A 19,061-nucleotide genomic window follows, 5' to 3' on the forward strand; every position below is an offset into this window, starting at 1 on the left:
CTCGCCGATCATCTATGCGCTGCCGATCCAGATGCTGGCCTATTTCGCCGCCGTGTTCATGGGCACCGACGTCGACCAGCCGCGCAATCTGGCGAAATCCGTGACGGTGGAATAGGGCGCACTAACAGGCGCTCTTTAAAAACTTCGCAGTTCCAAACGGCCTTCCGGTTCACTAATGTTGCGCTGCAACCCGCGCCCCGGTGAACCATGTCCGATGCTCCCAAGACCTCCGGCATGACCCGGCTGAGGAACTATTTCCTCACGGGCTTCGTCGTCTGCGCGCCGCTGGCGATCACCGCCTATATCGCCTGGTCGTTCATCGGCTGGGTCGATTCCTGGGTAAAGCCCTATATTCCGGCGCGTTACAGCCCCGACACCTATCTGTCGTTTCCGGTTCCGGGGTTCGGGCTGATCGTCGCGCTGATACTGATCACGCTGATCGGTTTCCTCACCGCCAACATTGTCGGCCGCGCCATTGTCGGTTTCGGCGAGCGCCTGCTTGGCCGCATGCCGCTGGTGCGCGGCATCTATGGCTCGCTGAAGCAGATATTCGAGACGGTGCTGTCGAACAAGGGCGACATGTTCCGTCAGGTCGGCCTGGTCGAATATCCGCGCAAGGGCGTGTGGTCGCTGGTGTTCGTCGCCAGCGAAAAGGAAACCGAGATCAACGAGAAGCTCGACCAGGACGGCGATCCGCTGATCGCCGTGTTCATGCCCTGCACACCGAACCCGACGACCGGGTTCCTGATGTATGTGCTGAAGTCGGACATCGTGCTGCTCGACATGACGATCGAGGACGGCGCCAAGCTGATCGTTTCCGCCGGGCTGGTGGCGCCGGAGGTGAAAAGCAAGATGGTGACGCTGAATGGCGAGCCGATAAATGGGACGGTCGCCAATCCGCCGCTGGGGCCTCATCCGGCGCGCAAGAGCCGCACGGCCTCGTCGCGGCCGAACAAATAGAGCAGCAGGCGCAGCGCCTCGCCGCGGTCGGATTGCAGTTCCGGGTCGCGTGACAGGATAAGCCTTGCATCGTCGCGGGCTGCCTCCAGAAGATCGGCATGCGCCTCGATGCGCGCCACCTGGAAGCCCGGTGTGCCGGACTGGCGGGTGCCCAACAACTCGCCTTCACCGCGCAGCTTGAGGTCTTCCTCGGCGATCAAAAAACCGTCCTCGGTCTCGCGCATCACCGACAGCCGGCGCTTTGCGGTCTCGCCGAGCGGGTCCTTGTAGAGCAGCACGCAAGAAGAGGGCTTGTCGCCGCGCCCGACCCGGCCACGCAGCTGGTGCAGCTGTGCGAGGCCGAAACGCTCAGCATGCTCGATGACCATGACGGTGGCGTCGGGCACGTCGACGCCGACCTCGACGACCGTGGTGGCGATCAGGATGCGCGTCTCGCCCTCCTTGAAGGCACGCATCGCCTCGTCCTTCTCGGCGCCCTTCATGCGGCCATGGACAAGGCCGATGCGGTCGCCGAACAGCGGTTTCAGCGAGGCAAAGCGATCCTCGGCCGACATCAGCTTGATCTCTTCGGATTCCTCTACCAGCGGGCAGATCCAGTAGATTTTCTGGCCGCCGGCGACGGCGTCCTGCATGCGGGCGACCAGTTCGTCGAGCCGTTCCAGCGGCAGCGTGACGGTGCGGATCGGCTGTCGGCCGGCCGGCTTTTCCGTCAGCTTCGAGACGTCCATGTCGCCGAAGGCGGTCAACACCAGCGTGCGCGGGATGGGCGTGGCCGTCATCACCAGCATATCTGGCGCGTCGCCCTTGGCGGTGATGGCAAGCCGCTGATGGACTCCGAAACGATGCTGCTCGTCGATGACGGCCAGCACCAGATCGTGGAAGGTGACCGTCTCCTGGAACAGCGCGTGGGTGCCGACGACGATGTCGATCTCACCGCTGGCCAGGCCGGCCAGTGTTTCGGTGCGTTCGCGGCCCTTTTCGCGGCCGGTGAGGATGGCGATGCGCAGCCCGACCTTGGCGGCGAGTGGCGCGATCGTCGCCAGATGCTGGCGCGCGAGGATTTCGGTCGGCGCCATCAGTGCCGCCTGGCCGCCGGCCTCGACGGCGCGCGCCATGGCAAGCAGCGCGACCACCGTCTTGCCCGATCCGACATCGCCCTGCAGCAGCCGCAGCATGCGCTCGGGGTCGGCAAGGTCGGCATTGATTTCGGCCAGCGCGAATTCCTGGCTTGTGGTCAGCGAATAGGGAAGGGCTGCACGCAGTTTCTCAACGATGCGGCCGTCGCCGACCAGGGGACGGCCGGACAGGCGGCGGATCTTTGCCCGCACCAGCGCCAGCGAGACCTGGCCCGCCAGCAACTCGTCATAGGCAAGACGCCGCCAGGCCGCACCCTCGATGGAAACATCGATCGGGTCGGACGGATTGTGAATGCGGGTGAGTGCGTCGGCAAAGGTGGGAAACGTGTGCCGGCGCATGAATGCACCGTCCTGCCACTCCGGCAATTCGGGCAGCCGCGCCAGCGCCTGGCCGATCGCGCGGCGCAGCACCTTGCCGGAGAGCCCGGCGGTGAGCGGGTAGACCGGTTCGACCAGCGGCAGGTTCTCCGCCTCGCTGGCCAGCGCGATATGGTCGGGGTGGACCATGGTCGGGCGGCCGTTGAACCATTCCATGCGGCCCGAGACCACGACATGCTCGCCCACGGGCATTGCCTTTTCGAGATAGGCGGCGTGCGCATGAAAGAAGGTCAGGCCGATCTCGCCGGTATCGTCATGGGCGTAGACCCTGTAGGGCACCGACCGGTTGCCACGCGGCGGCGGCTGGTGGCGGTCGATGCGCACGTCGAGGGTCACGATCTGGCCTTCCGCGGAACCCGCAATACCTGGCCGGCTTCGGCGGTCGATGACGGTGTGCGGCAGCACGAACAGCAGATCGCCCGCGCGGGCCGCGCGATCACCAAGATCAGCCGTCACGACCTTCTCGATCAGCGCGCCGACCTTCGGTCCGACGCCGGCAAGCGAAGTGATCGGAACAAACAGCGGATCGAGGATGGAAGGACGCATGATGTCAGCTTATGTCGCGACGGCCGCAGCGCAAGGCTGACAGCCCCTTCTATCCACGCTATATGCGCCGCAGCAACTGAGGATGCGCCACAATGACCGGAACGAAACGATCAAGCGAGGGGCTGGACGCCCACCGCCGCAAGCTGTTGTTCCGCTCCTGGCATCGCGGCATGCGCGAGATGGATCTCATCCTCGGCACCTTCGCCGACGCCGAGATCGGCGCCTTGACGGCTGAGGAAATCGACCAATATGAGACGCTCCTCGACATTTCCGACACCGAATTCCTGCCGCTGATCACCGGTGAACGCCCGATCCCGGCGGATATCGATTGTCCTGTCCTGCAAAAGATCCTGGCGTCCCGCCGGACCATGACTTTCTGAACACAGGCAATTCCAGGAAAAGTGAAGCGGTTTTCCCACAGGAATTGCAACAAAAAAGACCGTGATTTGATGAGCCTCGTTCCCACCATTGGTCTGCCGAAAGGCCGTGCCGGCCAGTTCGTCGTCGACGGCGTCGCCGACGGCTACGAAGCGTTCGCGCTGGTGCAGGCCGCGCTGGAAATCGCACCCGACAAGCCGGTGCTGTTCGTGGCGCGCGACGGCCAGCGCCTGCCTGTTATCATCGAGGCACTGGCCTTCGCCGCACCCGGCCTGCCGGTGCTGGAGCTGCCAGCCTGGGACTGTCTGCCCTATGACCGCGTCTCGCCCGGTTCGGACGCCGCCGCCAAGCGCCTCGACGCACTAACCGCCATGATCGCGCTGGCGAAGAAGCCGCACCGCGCCGTCATCCTCACCACCGCCAATGCGTTGCTGCAGCGCATTCCGCCGGCCGACCTGGTCGAGGCGCAGACCTTCCATGCCAGGCCTGGCAACCAGATCGACATGAACGCGCTGATCGCGCGGTTGGAAACGTCAGGCTTCGAACGCGTGCCCACCGTGCGCGGCATCGGCGAATTCGCGGTGCGCGGCGGCATTCTCGACCTTTTCGCCCCCGGCTGGACCGAGGCGCTCAGGCTCGATTTCTTCGGCGACACGCTGGAATCGATCCGCGTCTTCGATGCCGCCACGCAGCGCACCACCGGCCAGCGCAAGTCGATGGCGCTGCAGGCGATGAGCGAAGTGGCGCTGACGCCCGAAACCATCAGCCGCTTCCGCCGCTCCTATATCGATGCCTTTGGCGCGCCGCAGCGCGACGACGGGTTGTATGCGGCGGTCAGCGAAGGCAGGCGCTTCGCCGGCATGGAGCATTGGCTGCCGTTCTTCTACGAGAGGCTGGAGACGGTGTTCGACTATCTGCCGGATACGCCTGTCGTTTTCGACCATCTGGCGCATGAAGCGCTGGCCGAGCGCCACACGCTGATCCTCGACCACTATGAAGCGCGCAAAAAGCAGGCCGACGCCGCGTTGAAGGATGCGGTGCCCTACAAGCCGGTGGCGCCGGATCTGCTCTATCTCTCGCCGGAAAACCTGATCGCCTCGCTCGGTCCACGCGAAGCGATCGACTTCACACCCTTCGACGCGCCCGATGCTGGCGCGAAAAAGGTCTATCATGCCGGCTCGCGCCATGGCCGCAGCTTCGTCGAGGAGCGCGCCGATCCGAACGTCAACGTCTTCGACGTTGTCGTCAGGCATATCGCCGACGAGCGCGCCGCACGCCGCCGTGTCGTCATCGCCGGCTGGACAGAAGGCTCGCTCGACCGGCTTGGCCAGATCCTGGCCGAGCATCATCTCGGCAATCTCAAGCAGGTCGAGACCCTGGCCGAAGCCGAACAATTGGAGCCGGGGCAGGCGGCATTGGCCGTGCTGCCGCTCGAATCCGGCTTCGAGACCGAAAAACTGGTCGTCGTTGCCGAACAGGATATTCTGGGCGACCGGCTGATCCGGCATTCCAAGCGCAAAAAGCGTGCCTCCGACTTCATTGCCGAGGCCTCGGCCTTGTCGGCCGGCGATATCGTCGTCCATGCCGACCACGGCATTGGCCGCTTCATTGGCCTGCGCACCATCGAGGCGGTCGGTGCGCCGCATGACTGCCTGGAAATCCACTATGCCGGCGACGACCGGTTGTTCCTGCCGGTGGAAAACATCGAGCTTCTGTCGCGCTATGGCTCAGACTCAGCCGAGGCGGCGCTGGACAAGCTCGGTGGCGGCGCCTGGCAGTCGCGCAAGGCCAAGCTGAAGCGACGCCTGCTCGATATGGCGGGTCAGCTGATCCGTATCGCCGCCGAGCGGCAGATGCGGGCCGCGCCGGCGCTGGTGCCGGCAGAAGGCCTCTATGACGAATTCGCCGCCCGTTTCCCCTATGAGGAGACCGACGACCAGCAGACGGCTATCGATTCGGTCCGCGACGATCTTGGCGCCGGCAAACCGATGGACCGGCTGATCTGCGGCGATGTCGGCTTCGGCAAGACCGAAGTGGCGCTACGCGCCGCCTTCATCGCGGCGATGGAAGGGTTCCAGGTCGCGGTCGTGGTGCCGACGACGCTGTTGTCGCGCCAGCACTTCAAGACCTTTTCCCAACGTTTCTCGGGCCTTCCCATCCGCGTCGCCCAGGCCTCGCGGCTGGTCGGTGCCAAGGAACTGGCGGAGACGAAGAAGGCTTTGTCCGAAGGGCAGGTCGACATCGTTGTCGGCACCCATGCGCTGCTCGGTTCGTCGATCTCGTTCAAGAATCTCGGCCTGCTGATCATCGACGAGGAGCAGCACTTCGGCGTCAAGCACAAGGAACGGCTGAAGGATCTGAAGACCGATGTCCATGTGCTGACACTGTCGGCGACGCCGATCCCGCGCACGCTGCAGCTGGCGCTGACCGGCGTGCGTGAACTGTCGCTGATCGCCACGCCGCCGGTCGACCGCATGGCGGTGCGCACCTTCATCTCGCCCTTCGATCCGCTGGTCATTCGCGAGACGCTGCTGCGCGAGCGCTATCGTGGCGGACACTCCTTCTATGTCGTGCCGCGCATCAGCGATCTCTCCGAAATCCATGATTTCCTGAAGGAATCCGTGCCCGAACTGAAGGTGGCGGTGGCCCACGGCCAGATGCCGCCGGGCGAACTCGACGACATCATGAACGCCTTCTACGACGGTCAGTACGACGTGCTTCTGTCGACCACCATCGTCGAATCCGGCCTCGACATCCCGACCGCCAACACGCTGATCATCCATCGCGCCGACATGTTCGGCCTATCCCAGCTCTACCAGCTGCGCGGCCGCGTCGGGCGCTCCAAGGTGCGCGCCTACGCGCTGTTCACGCTGCCGGCCAACCGCAAGCTCACCGACACGGCCGAGCGTCGTCTGAAGGTGCTGCAATCGCTCGACACGCTGGGCGCCGGCTTCCAGCTCGCCAGCCACGATCTCGATATAAGGGGCGCCGGCAATCTCTTGGGCGAAGAGCAGTCGGGTCATATCAAGGAGGTCGGCTTCGAGCTGTACCAGCAGATGCTGGAGGAGGCGGTGGCCGAGGTGAAGGATTCCGGCGAGGTCCAGGATGGCGGCTGGTCGCCGCAGATCGCGGTCGGCACGGCGGTGATGATCCCGGAAAGCTATGTGCCGGATCTGCAGCTCAGGCTGGCGCTCTACCGCCGTCTCGGCGACCTGGAGAATACCGAGGAGATCGACGCTTTCGGCGCCGAGCTGATCGACCGTTTCGGGCCGCTGCCGGACGAGGTGAAGCATCTGTTGAAGATCGTCTTCATCAAGGCGCTTTGCCGCAAGGCCAATGTCGAGAAGCTCGACGCCGGGCCGAAGGGTGTCGTCATCCATTTCCGCAAGCGCGAGTTCTCCAACCCGGTCGGGCTGGTCAAGTTCATCGGCGAACAGGGCTCGCTGGCCAAGATCCGCCCGGACCACAGCGTCGTCTTTACCCGTGACTGGCCAACCGCCGAGAAGCGGCTGGCGGGCTCGGCGGTGGTCATGACGCAACTGGCGCGGCTGGTCGAAAAGGCGGCCTGAGGTGCATCGATATTCAGGTGATCCGGCCTGCCAATGGCTGATACCTGTGCTTCCCAGTTCTGCTGCGTCGCAGTAGAACTGAGCTCACGGACCCAAATGTCCGCTCCGCTACGGTTCTCAGTATCAGCCATTTTCGGCTCGACCCGACTTGAATCTCAACGCACTCAGCAGCGCTAGCGCATTCGCCAGCGCTGAAATTCCGGTCTAGAATAGGAAATCGGCTTCGTGTATGGAGCCGCCACCCCATAGAGGGCGGGAAATGGCGGGCGAGGATGCTAGCCGGAAAGAGTGTTGGGTGCAGCGATGACGAAATGGTCGCCGAATTCGTGGAGAGCAAAGCCGATCAAGCAGGTTCCTGCCTATCCGGACCTTGCTGCGCTGAAGAGCACCGAAGCCCAGCTCGCCACCTTCCCGCCGCTGGTCTTTGCCGGTGAAGCGCGCAAGCTGAAGAAGCAGCTCGCGGCGGTCGCTGCAGGCGAAGCCTTCCTGCTCCAGGGCGGCGACTGCGCCGAAAGCTTCGCCGAACATGGCGCCGACAACATCCGCGACTTCTTCCGCGTCTTCCTGCAGATGTCGGTCGTGCTGACCTTCGCCGGCGCCCAGCCGGTGGTGAAGGTCGGACGCGTCGCCGGCCAGTTCGCCAAGCCGCGCTCGTCGGACAATGAGACCAAGGGCGAGGTGACGCTGCCAAGCTATCGCGGCGACATCATCAACGGCATCGAATTCGACGCCAAATCGCGTATTCCGGATCCCGCGCGCCAGGAAATGGCCTATCGCCAGTCGGCGGCGACGCTCAACCTTCTGCGCGCCTTCGCCCAGGGCGGCTATGCCAACCTGGAGAATGTGCATAGCTGGATGCTCGGCTTCGTCTCCGACAGCCCGCAGGGCGAGAAATACGAGTCGCTCGCCAACCGCATCACCGAGACGATGGACTTCATGAAGGCCGTGGGCATCACTTCGGAGACCAATTACGCGCTGCGCGAGACCGATTTCTACACCAGCCACGAGGCGCTGCTGCTCGGCTACGAGGAGGCGCTGACCCGCGTCGATTCGACCTCCGGCGACTGGTATGCCACGTCAGGCCACATGATCTGGATCGGTGACCGCACGCGCCAGCCCGATCATGCCCATGTCGAATATTGTCGCGGCATCAAGAACCCGCTCGGCCTGAAATGCGGCCCGTCGTTGACGGCCGACGGCTTGCTGGAACTGATCGACCTGCTCAACCCCGAGAACGAGCCCGGCCGGCTGACGCTGATCGCCCGCTTCGGTTCGGACAAGGTCGCCGATCATCTGCCGAAGCTGGTGCGCGCGGTGCAGAAGGAAGGCCGCAGCGTCGTCTGGTCGTCGGACCCGATGCATGGCAACACGATCGAGGCGGCCGGCTACAAGACGCGGCCGTTCGACCGCATCCTGAAGGAGGTGCAGACCTTCTTCGAGGTGCACCGCGCCGAAGGCACGCATCCGGGCGGCATCCATGTCGAGATGACCGGCAAGAACGTCACCGAATGCACGGGCGGCGCGCGCGCCATCACGGCCGAGGAATTGCAGGACCGCTACCACACCCATTGCGACCCGCGCCTCAATGCCGACCAGGCGATCGAACTGGCCTTCCTGGTGTCGGATCTCCTGAAGAAGAGCCATCCGGTGCAACACAGACAGGCCGTCAACGGCTGACACCGGCCAATTGACCCGACAAAGGAAAGGCGCCTGGGAAATCCGGCGCCTTTTTCGTTTTAACTCACGTTTGGTTCTCGGCCGATGCCAGCGCGGTCGGCTGCTAGAAGACTTCAGTCCTTCTTGTAGAGGAGCCAGTTCTTGCCGGCGCGGCCGGCCATCGTCGAATGCTTGGTGACGCGGTTGCGGCCGCTCACTTTCGAACGGTAGAGCGCCCGGTCGGCCTTGGTGTAGAGATCCTCCGGGCCATCGGCCTCGGATGCCATGCAGATGCCCATCGAGACGGTCACGGTACCGTAATTCATGCCGGTCTGGCTGCTGGTGAACGGCGTCTGCTCGATCAGGGCGCGAATGCGCTCGGCGATCTCGTAAGTGGCGTCTTCGCTGGCGCCCTCGATGATCAGCGCGAACTCCTCGCCACCGGTGCGGGCGACGAACATGTCGCCGCGAATGCTGGTCTGGAAAATCTCGGCGATGATCTGGATGATCTTGTCGCCGACAGGATGGCCGTAGCGGTCGTTGATATCCTTGAACCGATCAATGTCGGCAAGGATCAAGGCATTGAACAGGATACCCTTGTTGCTGGTGTAGATCCGGGTGATTTCCTTGTCGAAGGCGCGGCGGTTCCAGATCTGGGTCAACGGATCCGTATCGGCCAGCCGCTTGTATTCCTCGAGCTTCGACTTGACGCTCTCGAGTTCGGCCGTCTTGTCGCTGAGCGTCGAAGCGATCTGCTTGCCGTGGTCGATCGTCGAATTGGTGGCAACGGCCATGGCGTTGGCGATTTTTTGCAGGAGATCCTGGGAGAGACGGCTGCGGCCGCTCAGGCCGTTCGATGTCTCGTCGAGGATTCTGCCGTATTTTTCGATGTGGCTGCGTTCGCTCCGCAACAGCGCCGCGACCTCCTCGAGTTCCCGGGCGATGACGTCCCGCGCATGCTCGACGATGCCGGGGCCGTGGTTCTGGGCAAAGAAGGCGCGTCCGATCTGATCCAACTCGTCCTGCGTCGGCCGGCTGCTCAACGAGACGACGGCGAGACTGAGCTCGCGATTGGTGCCGCTCAATGCCTCATAGAAGATTTCGTAGTTGCGCGGCAGGCCGAGGACGCCAAGCTGGCGCATGGTCGCGACAACCGTGGCTGCGATGTCGGTGCTGCGTTCGGTCGTGGCGGCTGCCGGCTGCATGTCTGATCCACTCTTCCCCTCGGATCCCGACGCGGAATTTGCGGGTTCCATTGATCGCCGACCCGGGGAGCGCGACCCGATCGTCCAGAACATCTTGCGAAGAGGCGCGTCCCCACCCGCGACCTTCGCTTGGTGTGACCATAGATGCGGCAGCGCTAAAGTTTCCTTAATGCGCACGACTTCCCCAGGTTTTTCTCTACCTGTGGCTGTAGAAGCATAAATTTTGTACCACCGTCGCGGGACAGCACCCCGGGTTGGCGGCTTTGACTCGAGATTCGCGGTTGTGCTGCTGAAAAATAAAACTGAATTTCGAATTTGTCATGCCAATCGATGTCGCATTTGTTTGCGCGCAACCACCGCAAGGCTGGAATCCTGGCAACGAAGCTGGGCTAGATTTCTCCAGGGAGTGCCGAAATGAGCGATAGTCACCAGGGATCATGCCTGTGCGGAGCGGTCCGCTTCCGGACGAGGGGAGCGCTGCGCGGCGTCGTCTACTGTCATTGCTCGCAATGCAGGAAGCAAAGCGGCCATTTCTATGCCGCGACCAATGTCGCCGACGCCGACATCGTGATCGAAGGCACGGAAAGCATCACCTGGTATGAAGCGTCCGCTTTCGCCGGGCGCGGCTTCTGCAAGACATGCGGGTCCGTGCTTTTCTGGAAGCCAAGGGCTCAAGACTATATTTCGGTCATGGCGGGAGCATTCGACAAGCCGACAGGTCTCAAGGGCGACTGCCATATCTTCGTCGGCGACAAGGGCGACTATTATTCGATTGACGACGGGCTGCCGCAGTTTGAAAAGTCGACGCCTTCGATAGCAGTCGCTGAATGAATTTTGGACAAGACGCCTTATTCCCTTGATCGGGCCGTTGCTTTATCTCGTGCCGGTAATTCGGAAAGAGGTTTGGGCATGCAGCGGCTGATCGACGCTTTTTTCAATTCGGTGCGGGCGTTTCGCAAGCTGGCCGCAAGCGAGAAGGCTTTCCAGCAGGAGCTGATGCTGCTGGTGCTCGCTCTGCCCGCGGCGTGGTTCGTTTCGGTCTCCTGGCGCAGTTATGCCTTGCTGATCGGGGCGGTGCTGCTGCTGATCATGGTCGAGGTGCTGAACACCGGCATCGAGGCGGCCTGCGATGCCTTCAGCCGCGAGTTCAATGTCGACATCCAGCTGGCCAAGGATTGCGGTTCGCTGGCGGTGCTGATCTCGGTGGTCATCGTCGCTGGCGTCTGGGGCATCGCGCTCATCGAGCGGATCACCGGCTTTCCGATCTGACCTTCCGGACGACCATGGAAGCCGGGCGGCATCAATGCTCCCGGCGACGCTCCTGCTTGGCGATGTGGCGGGCGACAAGCCAGGCCAGCACGGCCACTGTCAGGCCGATGCCGAGCCCGATGAAAAGCCGCTCGTGGCGCATCAGCGCCTGGCCGACGAAATGCTCGGCGCCCAGCCCGAAGACATAGCCAATGGTGCTGAACAGCACCGCCCAGATCGTCGATGAGATGGCGTTGAGGATGACGAAGCGGGGTGCTGCTACGGTCGACAGGCCCGCCGCGATGCCGCCGACCAGGCGCATGCCGTAGATGTAGCGGTTCGACAGCACGAAGATGTCGGGATGGGTGTTGAGCAGACGGTAGGCGCGGCGGAAGCCGGGCCGCCTTCGCAGCCTGACGACGTGGCGGTTGTCTGCGAAACTTCTGCCCAGGATGAAGAAGAACGTGTCGCCCAGGAAGGCGCCGAGCGCCGCCGCGACAATGGCATGCCACAGCACGAAAACACTCTGGTGGGCGAAGAAACCGCCGAGGATGGCAGCACTTTCCCCTTCGGCGACACAGCCGAGAAAGACGGCAAGCAGCCCATATTGTTCGATGAAATGATGGATCGTTTCGGTCATGGGGCCGACTGCTGCCGCGCCAGCCTGTCGTCGATGCGCTTGACCGCTTCCGCCAGCCGCACGATCTCGTCGCGCATGCCGATGATCTGGCTGTGGCGCAGTTCATCCAACTTTTCGTGCAGCGCCATGATCTCGATCTCGGCCTTCAGATTGACCTCGTAATCGTGGGCGGCGTCGATGCGGTCGCGTTCTGTCTGGCGGTTCTGCGCCATCATGATCACCGGCGCCTGCAAGGCGGCGACCATCGACAGCACCAGATTGAGGAAGATGAACGGGTAGGGGTCGAAGGCATCGCGCGTCAAAAGCCAGACATTGCCTGATGTCCATAGGATCAGGAAGGCGATGAAGCCCAGGATGAAGGACCAGGAGCCGCCGATGCGGGCGATCGTATCGGCAAGGCGGTCGCCAAAGGTCTGGTGGAAGGCGACCGCCTTGTTGGTGTCCCTGGAGATCGTGGTGCGCTCGAGCGTCGATTGCAGCACCCGGCTCTCCAACTGGCTGAGGCCATCCGGCCGTCGCTTGAGCCAGCGGTTCGCCAGATCGTCGATTGTCTTGTTCATGGCCGTCTCCGTCGTCAGTGGAGATAGACGTAGAGGCTGCCGCCTCTCGCGGGAAGTGTTACATTCAAGCCAACAGCGAGGGACCCATGGCCGATTTCCAGAAAATTCGCCTGCGCGCGGCAAAACGCAAGGGCGGCGAGGCGGAGCTGGCAACGCTGCTCGGGCCTGTGCCCGACAATGCCGCGGTCGCCGATATCCCGGACGATCGCATTCTCTCGACCATGGCCGAGCGGATCTTTGCCGCCGGTTTCGTCTGGCGCGTCATCGAGCAGAAATGGCCCGGTTTCGAGGAGGCGTTTCTGCGCTTCGAGCCGAAGCGGCTGTTGTTCCAGCCTGACGATTTCTGGCACGATCTGGCTTCCGACCAGCGCATTGTGCGCAACCCGCAGAAGATCAAATCCGTGCGCGACAACGCCGCCTTTGTCGAACGCGTGTCGAAGGAGCATGGCAGCTTCGGCGAATTCCTGGCCAACTGGCCTGCCGGCGACCAGGTCGGGCTGATGGCCTATCTCGGCAAGCATGGCAGCCGGCTGGGCGGCAATACCGGCCAGTATTTCCTGCGCTGGCTGGGCTGGGACGCCTTCGTCATATCGGCCGACATGGCGCTAGCGCTTCGCGACGCCGGCCTCGACATTGCCGAAAGCCCGACCTCGAAGAAGGACCTCGACAAGATCCAGGCCCAGATCAATCAATGGGTGGCGGACACAGGCCTGCCGCGGCGGCACATTTCGCGCATCCTGGCGATGTCGATCGGCGAGAACCATTCTCCGCAGTCGTTGCGCGAATATATGGGCGACGACTGATCGACGGTCTCAACACGATCGACGATGTCAATCGGTCCGACGCGATTGAGTCAATCGGTCCGGGGTTGGTCCAAGCGAACGCCATTGCGAGGCGAATTTTGCCGCGCTAAGTCAGCAGGCATGACCAAGAAGCCCGACATATTGCGCATCGCGATCGCCCAGCTTAACCCGACCGTTGGCGATGTCGCCGGCAACCTCGCCAAGGCACGCGAGGCGAGGGCGGATGCCGCGCGCCAGGGCGCCGATCTGGTGCTCTACACCGAGCTTTTCCTTGCCGGCTATCCGCCGGAGGATCTGGTGCTGAAGCCGGCCTTCCTGAAGGCCTGCGAAAAGGCGGCACAGGAGTTCGCCGCCGATACATCGGATGGCGGCCCAGGCGTCATCATCGGCACGCCGCTGAAGCGCAAGAGCGGCACTCACAATTCGATCGTCGTCGCCGATGGCGGCAAGATCATCGCCGAACGCTACAAGCTCGACCTGCCGAATTATGGCGAGTTCGACGAGAAGCGCGTGTTCCAGGCCGGACCCGAGATCCAGGGACCTGTCAATTTCCGCGGCGTGCGCATCGGAATTCCGATTTGCGAGGACATCTGGGGCGATGTCGGTATCTGCGAATCGCTGGCGGAAAGCGGGGCGGAAATCCTGCTGGTACCGAACGGCTCGCCTTACTATCGCGCCAAGATCGATGTCCGCCATCAGGTCGTCATTCGCCAGGTCATCGAATGCGGGCTGCCGATCACCTATGCCAATCAGCTTGGCGGCCAGGATGAGCTGATCTTCGACGGCGCGTCGTTTGCCATCGGCGCCGACAAGACATTGGCTTTCCAGATGAGCCAGTTCGAGGAAGCGATCGACGTCATCACATGGAAGCGCGGGGAGGACGGCTGGGTCTGCTCGGAAGGGCCGATGTCGAAGATCCCGGAGCGGGAGGAGGCCGACTATCGCGCCTGCATGCTGGGCCTGCGCGACTACGTCAACAAGAACGGCTTCAAGAACGTGGTGCTCGGCCTGTCCGGCGGCATCGATTCGGCGATTTGTGCCGCCCTTGCCGTCGACGCGCTCGGCGAAGAGCGGCTGCGCGCGGTGATGATGCCCTACCGCTACACTTCGAAGGATTCGCTCAAGGACGCCGAGGATTGCGCCCGCGCGCTCGGCTGCCGCTATGACATCGTGCCGATCTTCGAGCCGGTCGAAGGTTTCCTGCATGCGCTGACGCAGCTCTTCGAAGGCACCAAGGAAGGCATCACCGAGGAAAATTTGCAGAGCCGCGCGCGCGGCACCATCCTGATGGCGATCTCCAACAAGTTCGGCTCGATGGTGGTCACGACAGGCAACAAGAGCGAGATGTCGGTCGGTTATGCCACGCTCTATGGCGACATGAATGGCGGCTTCAATCCGATCAAGGACCTCTACAAGATGCAGGTCTATGCGCTGTCGCGCTGGCGCAACAGCCATGTGCCGCCGGGCGCGCTCGGGCCATCGGGGGAGGTCATCCCGAAGAACATCATCGACAAGGCGCCGTCGGCGGAATTGCGCGAGAACCAGACGGACCAGGATTCGCTGCCGCCCTATCCGGTGCTCGACGACATCCTCGAATGCCTTGTCGAGAACGAGATGGGCGTCGACGACATCGTCGCGCGCGGCCATGACCGGGCGACGGTGACGCGCATCGAGCATCTGCTCTATATCGCCGAATACAAGCGCCGGCAGGCGGCACCGGGGGTGAAGATCACCCGGAAGAATTTCGGCCGCGACCGCCGCTATCCCATCACCAACCGTTTCAGGGATCGCGGGTAAGCGCGTTCGTCCGTTGGGCGAAAATACGCCGTACCGCGGGCGAGGATACAGCATGCCTGACTGTGAGATCAGCTTCGACCTCGCGCGGATCGATTTCCGTGCAACCTCCGACCTGCTGATGGCGAGCTATTGGGGGGCTGGACGCAGCGATGAGTTTCATCGCCGGGCCTTTGCCAATTCGCTCTGCGGGGCCGCCTACATTGATGGCAAGCAGGTCGGTTTCGGCAGGGCGATCACCGACCGCACGGTGTTCGCCTATCTCGCCGACATCATCATCTGGCCTGAGAATCGCGGGCAGGGCATCGGCCAGCGGCTGGTGCAGGCACTCATCGATCATCCCGAGCTCGGCACCGTCTCGCACTGGAGCCTGTCGACCGGTGATGCGCATGGGGTCTACGAGAAGCTGGGCTTCAAGGCATCGACCGACGGCCGATACATGCGCTTGGACCGCGCGCCCCAGTGATTGGAACGCAGCGAAAGCTTCCGCCGCCGTTGTTGCAAAATAATCGCAGTGGTTGGACCAGATACGCTTTTGGGCGGGGCCCGTCTTGGCGATGCATCGGAGCGTCTCTATAAGGACCGCTCCGCGATTCATTTGCGGGAGGTCCGAATGGCAGTATTTAAAATGGTAATGCGAGGCCGCGAAGCCTAGGTCTCATCCGGCGCCGCGCGAAGGTCCGTCCTTCGCATCGGAGCCGGTTTGAGCACAGGCTTATGCCGATGCCGGTCGCCGCCCGATTACGGGCGTGACGCTAGAATATGCCACTCCGCTTCTGGGCAATCATCAGCCCCTTGCGCGGCTTCTTCAATTTTCGACCTTACTGGGATCGGGCTCGTTTGCGCCCGAATGACATCATGGCTCGTTTCAAGATCGATTTGCGCGCGAGCGCCTTTCGCAGCGTTCTTGGTTTCACGTTCACCCATTGGCGGCGCCAGCCCTGGCGGCTTTCGCTGATCATGGGTGGTTTCCTGCTGTCGACGCTGGCCGACGTCCTGACGCCGCTCTATTCCGGCCGGCTGGTCGACGCCGTCGCCAGCAGCGCCGGCGCGGACGCCGTTGCCTGGAATGCCGCGATGACGGCGTTTTCGATATTGATGTCGCTTGCCTTGACAGGGGTCGTGCTGCGCAACCTGGCGTTCATGGGCATCGTCGAACTGACGCTGAAGATGATGGCCGACATCGCCGCCGATGCCTTCCATCGCGTCCAGCGCTTTTCCACCGACTGGCACGCCAACTCGTTTGCCGGCTCGACCGTGCGCAAGGTGACGCGTGGCATGTGGGCGCTCGACCTGCTCAACGACACGATCCTGATCGCGCTCTTGCCGTCGGTGGTCATGCTCGTCGGCTCGACGCTGCTGCTTGGCTGGTTCTGGCCGCTGATGGGCGTGGTCGTTGCCGCCGGCTCGGTGCTGTTCATCATGGTGACGGCGATGCTGTCGCTTGGCTATGTCGCGCCGGCGGCAAGGCTCGCCAACACCTGGGACACGCGTCTTGGCGGCTCGCTTGCCGACGCTGTCAGCTGCAACGCCGTGGTCAAGGGCTTTGGCGCCGAGGAGCGCGAAGAGCGTCGCCTCGCCAGGGTTGTCGCCAAATGGCGGACGCGCACGCGGCGCACCTGGGTGCGCGGCACCATCAACGGCACCACGCAAGGGGCGCTGCTGCTGGTCATGCGCGCCGCGGTGATCGGCCTGTCGCTGCTCTTGTGGTCATGGGGGCAGGCGAGCGCCGGCGACGTTGCCTTCGTGCTGACCTCGTTCTTCGTGCTGCAGGGCTATCTCAGGGACATCGGCACGCATATCCGCAATTTGCAGCGTTCGATCAACGACATGGAGGAACTGGTCGATTTCCAGTCCGAACCGCTCGGCGTCGAGGACCGGCCCGGCGCCAGGCCGATCCGGATCACGCAAGGGTCGATCAGCTTCGACAAGGTCACTTTTCACTACGGCAATCACCGGTCGCCGCTCTATCGCGACTTTTCGGTCGATATCGCGCCGGGTGAACGCGTCGGGCTCGTCGGTCACTCCGGCTCGGGCAAGACGACCTTCGTCAAGCTGATCCAGCGGCTCTACGACGTCAATGCGGGCAAGATCCTGATCGACGGCCAGGACATCTCGCAGGTGGCGCAGGCGTCACTGCGCGGGCAGATCGCGATCGTCCAGCAGGAGCCGATCCTGTTCCATCGCTCGCTGGCCGAGAACATCGCCTATGCCAGGCCGAACGCGACGCAGGAGGAGATCGAGCATGCCGCCAGGCTGGCGAGCGCGCATGACTTCATCACCAGCCTGCCGAAGGGTTATGGCACGCTGGTCGGCGAACGCGGCGTGAAACTGTCGGGCGGCGAGCGGCAGCGCGTCGCGATTGCGCGCGCCTTCCTGGCCGAGGCGCGCATCCTGATCCTCGACGAGGCGACATCGAGCCTCGATTCAGAATCGGAAGTGCTGATCCAGCAGGCGATGGAGCGGCTGATGGTCGGCCGCACCACGCTGGTCATCGCGCACCGGCTGTCGACGGTGCGGGCGCTCGACAGGCTGCTGGTCTTCGATCGCGGCAACATTGTCGAGGAAGGCTCGCATGACGAGCTGATCCGGCTGAAGGGCGGCATCTACCGCCGCCTGTTCGAGCGCCAGGCGCTCGAACTGACCAAGGGGCTGGTCATCTGACCTGAGGGGCCTCCGGCATCGGCCGGAGGCCACCTCCATCAGGCGCTATCAGCTGGAGTGACCTACGCCGCATACTCTTGCGGCATCGCTGCGGTTTAGACGTTTTTTACGATGCCGGGGCACGACACGCCGTTTCTACTGCTGGTTGTCATATATTTACGCAAAAGCAATCCAGGGATAGTAAGCCCGTAGCCTTGGATCAGACTGGTCAGCGCAGGATTTCGACTTCACGATGCATCTTGCTTCCGAAGACACCGGTGTGGAAAGGCTGGCTGCGCCGTCGGTTCCGGCAACTCACCACGGCACGGTTCGGCCACTCGCCGCCGAAGATCTCGAGCGCGTCGCCGCACTCTTCCTGACGAAGTTTCGCCGTCGGCGGCGTGATCTTTTCGATCGCGCTATCGCTGAGGTGGCCGAGTATATGAGGAAGATCTATCTTGAGCCTGCCGGCCCGTCTGGCGCGAGCAACGCTCTTGTCCAGATCAACCCGCAGGGCGACCTGGGCGGCTTCCTCGGCGTCCTGAAAGCCCGCTACGAGATCAACGGCGCGACATTGAATGCCGCGATCATCGGTCCGCTCATGGCCGACACCGGCACCGATCACGGTTCGGCCGGACCGCAATTGCTGCGTGCGGTGCATCAAGGCGAATTCGATCTGCACCTGACCGATTCAGCCAACCGGGTATCCCTGGCCTTCGCGCGCCCGATGAAATACCAGCTCCTGCCGGTGCATTGCCTTGGATGGACCCGCATTTTCCGCCCGGCCGCGGTGGCCTCCGCCGTGGTGCGCAGCAGATGGCCGGCCCTGTCTCGCTTCGTACTCGATCCCAGCGCCAGGGCATTTGATCCGTTTACGAGAAAAAGGTTCGAACCGACTGTCCAGCATTCTTCGTCACATCGCGTCCATCGGCAGCCGATGGATGTTGCGCAATTTGCGGAGCGGTTGCCGGCGCTGATGTCCGATTACTCGCTTCGGCCGCGCTGGCAGGATGCCGAGCTGCCACGGCTGCTTGCGCTGGCGGCCGAGAAACGGGCCGACGGCCCCCTTCATTTCGGCGGGACTTACGACGAAGCCGGTAAAATGCTCGGCTGCTACGCTTTCTACGGTCAGGCTGGCGGCATCGCGAACCTGTTGCAACTCCAGTCCTTTGGGCCTCACTGGGGCGCGACGCTGGATGGCCTGATCGAGGACGCGTGGAATATGGGCTGTGCGGGTATAATCGGGCAGACGCAGAGCAGGTTCATGCCGCAACTCTTCAGCTACAAGAACGTTTTCTTCCGCTATGCCGGGGGGACGATGGTGCGCTCGCGCATCCCCGAGGTCGCGCAAGCGGTCCGCTCCGGCGACATCTTCATCGGTGGGTTGATGGGCGACCGCTGGACCCGCCTCAGTTCCGACGACTTCGGCCGCTGATCGCTTGAACCAGCTGTTCTGATCGGATAAGGGCCATGCGCCTCGCATGGCCCTAGTCTTTTCATCGCGCGCATCATGTTCTATGTGTGCCGACCAGCGCGGGGGTGCAT

The 19,061-nt window shown here is 63.1% G+C and carries 15 protein-coding genes; 11 read left to right on the forward strand and 4 right to left on the reverse strand.

All coding sequences use genetic code 11. The features are described from left to right. The first annotated feature begins 207 nt into the window (after positions 1-207). Entirely contained in the window at positions 208-960 is a 753-nt protein-coding gene (locus ACWGS8_RS12670) for a DUF502 domain-containing protein (RefSeq protein WP_454581284.1), read from the forward strand. Here the strand turns inward: ACWGS8_RS12670 and recG are convergent. Further along, positions 912-3,020 (reverse strand): ATP-dependent DNA helicase RecG, encoded by a 2,109-nt coding sequence (gene recG, locus ACWGS8_RS12675; protein WP_454581285.1) that lies wholly within the window; start codon positions 3,018-3,020, stop codon positions 912-914. The genes ACWGS8_RS12670 and recG overlap by 49 nt on opposite strands. Before the next feature lie 92 nt (positions 3,021-3,112). Here recG and ACWGS8_RS12680 point away from each other — a divergent pair, with 92 nt between their 5' ends. From ACWGS8_RS12680 to ACWGS8_RS12690, 3 genes are all read left to right on the forward strand, one after another. Further along, the gene (locus ACWGS8_RS12680) at positions 3,113-3,400 is read left to right on the forward strand and encodes a succinate dehydrogenase assembly factor 2 (protein ID WP_454581286.1); all 288 of its coding nucleotides are present in this window, start codon (positions 3,113-3,115) and stop codon (positions 3,398-3,400) included. Between the two features lie 69 nt (positions 3,401-3,469). After that, positions 3,470-6,967, forward strand: a complete 3,498-nt coding sequence (gene mfd, locus ACWGS8_RS12685; protein ID WP_454581287.1) for a transcription-repair coupling factor — start codon at positions 3,470-3,472, stop codon at positions 6,965-6,967. Positions 6,968-7,270: 303 nt separating this feature from the next. Further along, a complete protein-coding gene (locus tag ACWGS8_RS12690; RefSeq protein ID WP_454581288.1) occupies positions 7,271-8,644 on the forward strand; it encodes a class II 3-deoxy-7-phosphoheptulonate synthase in 1,374 nt (457 codons plus the stop codon). 113 nt (positions 8,645-8,757) lie between these two features. On the opposite strand, the gene ACWGS8_RS12695 is transcribed toward ACWGS8_RS12690, so the two are convergent. Next, positions 8,758-9,828, reverse strand: a complete 1,071-nt coding sequence (locus tag ACWGS8_RS12695; protein ID WP_454581289.1) for a diguanylate cyclase — start codon at positions 9,826-9,828, stop codon at positions 8,758-8,760. A 414-nt stretch (positions 9,829-10,242) separates the two neighbouring features. Here ACWGS8_RS12695 and ACWGS8_RS12700 point away from each other — a divergent pair, with 414 nt between their 5' ends. Further along, positions 10,243-10,659 (forward strand): GFA family protein, encoded by a 417-nt coding sequence (locus ACWGS8_RS12700; protein WP_032933467.1) that lies wholly within the window; start codon positions 10,243-10,245, stop codon positions 10,657-10,659. Positions 10,660-10,737: 78 nt separating this feature from the next. Then, positions 10,738-11,097: a diacylglycerol kinase gene (locus ACWGS8_RS12705; protein WP_454581290.1), complete on the forward strand. Its 360-nt coding sequence runs from the start codon at positions 10,738-10,740 to the stop codon at positions 11,095-11,097. Between the two features lie 31 nt (positions 11,098-11,128). Here ACWGS8_RS12705 and ACWGS8_RS12710 read toward each other — a convergent pair whose 3' ends face one another. Next, entirely contained in the window at positions 11,129-11,716 is a 588-nt protein-coding gene (locus tag ACWGS8_RS12710) for a DedA family protein (protein WP_454581291.1), read from the reverse strand. After that, a complete protein-coding gene (locus tag ACWGS8_RS12715; RefSeq protein ID WP_454581292.1) occupies positions 11,713-12,276 on the reverse strand; it encodes a DUF1003 domain-containing protein in 564 nt (187 codons plus the stop codon). Before ACWGS8_RS12715 ends, ACWGS8_RS12710 begins: the two co-directional genes overlap by 4 nt. Positions 12,277-12,362: 86 nt before the next feature. On the opposite strand from ACWGS8_RS12715, the gene ACWGS8_RS12720 reads away from it, so the two are divergent. The 5 genes from ACWGS8_RS12720 to ACWGS8_RS12740 all read left to right on the forward strand — a co-directional run bounded on the left by ACWGS8_RS12720 (position 12,363) and on the right by ACWGS8_RS12740 (position 18,951). After that, entirely contained in the window at positions 12,363-13,079 is a 717-nt protein-coding gene (locus ACWGS8_RS12720) for a DNA-3-methyladenine glycosylase I (RefSeq protein ID WP_454581293.1), read from the forward strand. 120 nt (positions 13,080-13,199) lie between these two features. Next, positions 13,200-14,876, forward strand: a complete 1,677-nt coding sequence (locus tag ACWGS8_RS12725; RefSeq protein WP_454581294.1) for an NAD+ synthase — start codon at positions 13,200-13,202, stop codon at positions 14,874-14,876. 52 nt (positions 14,877-14,928) lie between these two features. After that, positions 14,929-15,339, forward strand: coding sequence for a GNAT family N-acetyltransferase (locus ACWGS8_RS12730; protein ID WP_454581295.1), 411 nt, complete (start codon positions 14,929-14,931; stop codon positions 15,337-15,339). 392 nt (positions 15,340-15,731) lie between these two features. Then, on the forward strand, positions 15,732-17,537 hold the full coding sequence (locus ACWGS8_RS12735) for an ABC transporter ATP-binding protein (RefSeq protein WP_454581296.1): 1,806 nt from the start codon (positions 15,732-15,734) through the stop codon (positions 17,535-17,537). Positions 17,538-17,769: 232 nt separating this feature from the next. Continuing rightward, the gene (locus tag ACWGS8_RS12740) at positions 17,770-18,951 is read left to right on the forward strand and encodes a hypothetical protein (protein ID WP_454581297.1); all 1,182 of its coding nucleotides are present in this window, start codon (positions 17,770-17,772) and stop codon (positions 18,949-18,951) included. Positions 18,952-19,061: the final 110 nt, after the last annotated feature.

This window comes from Mesorhizobium sp. 43Arga, from assembly GCF_053714255.1.

What these genes read in the sequence shown, in the direction of transcription:
- ACWGS8_RS12670 (WP_454581284.1), top strand. Translation starts at nt 208, where the DNA reads ATGTCCGATGCTCCCAAGACCTCCGGCATGACCCGGCTGAGGAACTAT.
- recG (WP_454581285.1), bottom strand. Translation starts at nt 3,020, where the DNA reads ATGCGTCCTTCCATCCTCGATCCGCTGTTTGTTCCGATCACTTCGCTT.
- ACWGS8_RS12680 (WP_454581286.1), top strand. Translation starts at nt 3,113, where the DNA reads ATGACCGGAACGAAACGATCAAGCGAGGGGCTGGACGCCCACCGCCGC.
- mfd (WP_454581287.1), top strand. Translation starts at nt 3,470, where the DNA reads ATGAGCCTCGTTCCCACCATTGGTCTGCCGAAAGGCCGTGCCGGCCAG.
- ACWGS8_RS12690 (WP_454581288.1), top strand. Translation starts at nt 7,271, where the DNA reads ATGACGAAATGGTCGCCGAATTCGTGGAGAGCAAAGCCGATCAAGCAG.
- ACWGS8_RS12695 (WP_454581289.1), bottom strand. Translation starts at nt 9,828, where the DNA reads ATGCAGCCGGCAGCCGCCACGACCGAACGCAGCACCGACATCGCAGCC.
- ACWGS8_RS12700 (WP_032933467.1), top strand. Translation starts at nt 10,243, where the DNA reads ATGAGCGATAGTCACCAGGGATCATGCCTGTGCGGAGCGGTCCGCTTC.
- ACWGS8_RS12705 (WP_454581290.1), top strand. Translation starts at nt 10,738, where the DNA reads ATGCAGCGGCTGATCGACGCTTTTTTCAATTCGGTGCGGGCGTTTCGC.
- ACWGS8_RS12710 (WP_454581291.1), bottom strand. Translation starts at nt 11,716, where the DNA reads ATGACCGAAACGATCCATCATTTCATCGAACAATATGGGCTGCTTGCC.
- ACWGS8_RS12715 (WP_454581292.1), bottom strand. Translation starts at nt 12,276, where the DNA reads ATGAACAAGACAATCGACGATCTGGCGAACCGCTGGCTCAAGCGACGG.
- ACWGS8_RS12720 (WP_454581293.1), top strand. Translation starts at nt 12,363, where the DNA reads ATGGCCGATTTCCAGAAAATTCGCCTGCGCGCGGCAAAACGCAAGGGC.
- ACWGS8_RS12725 (WP_454581294.1), top strand. Translation starts at nt 13,200, where the DNA reads ATGACCAAGAAGCCCGACATATTGCGCATCGCGATCGCCCAGCTTAAC.
- ACWGS8_RS12730 (WP_454581295.1), top strand. Translation starts at nt 14,929, where the DNA reads ATGCCTGACTGTGAGATCAGCTTCGACCTCGCGCGGATCGATTTCCGT.
- ACWGS8_RS12735 (WP_454581296.1), top strand. Translation starts at nt 15,732, where the DNA reads ATGGCTCGTTTCAAGATCGATTTGCGCGCGAGCGCCTTTCGCAGCGTT.
- ACWGS8_RS12740 (WP_454581297.1), top strand. Translation starts at nt 17,770, where the DNA reads ATGCATCTTGCTTCCGAAGACACCGGTGTGGAAAGGCTGGCTGCGCCG.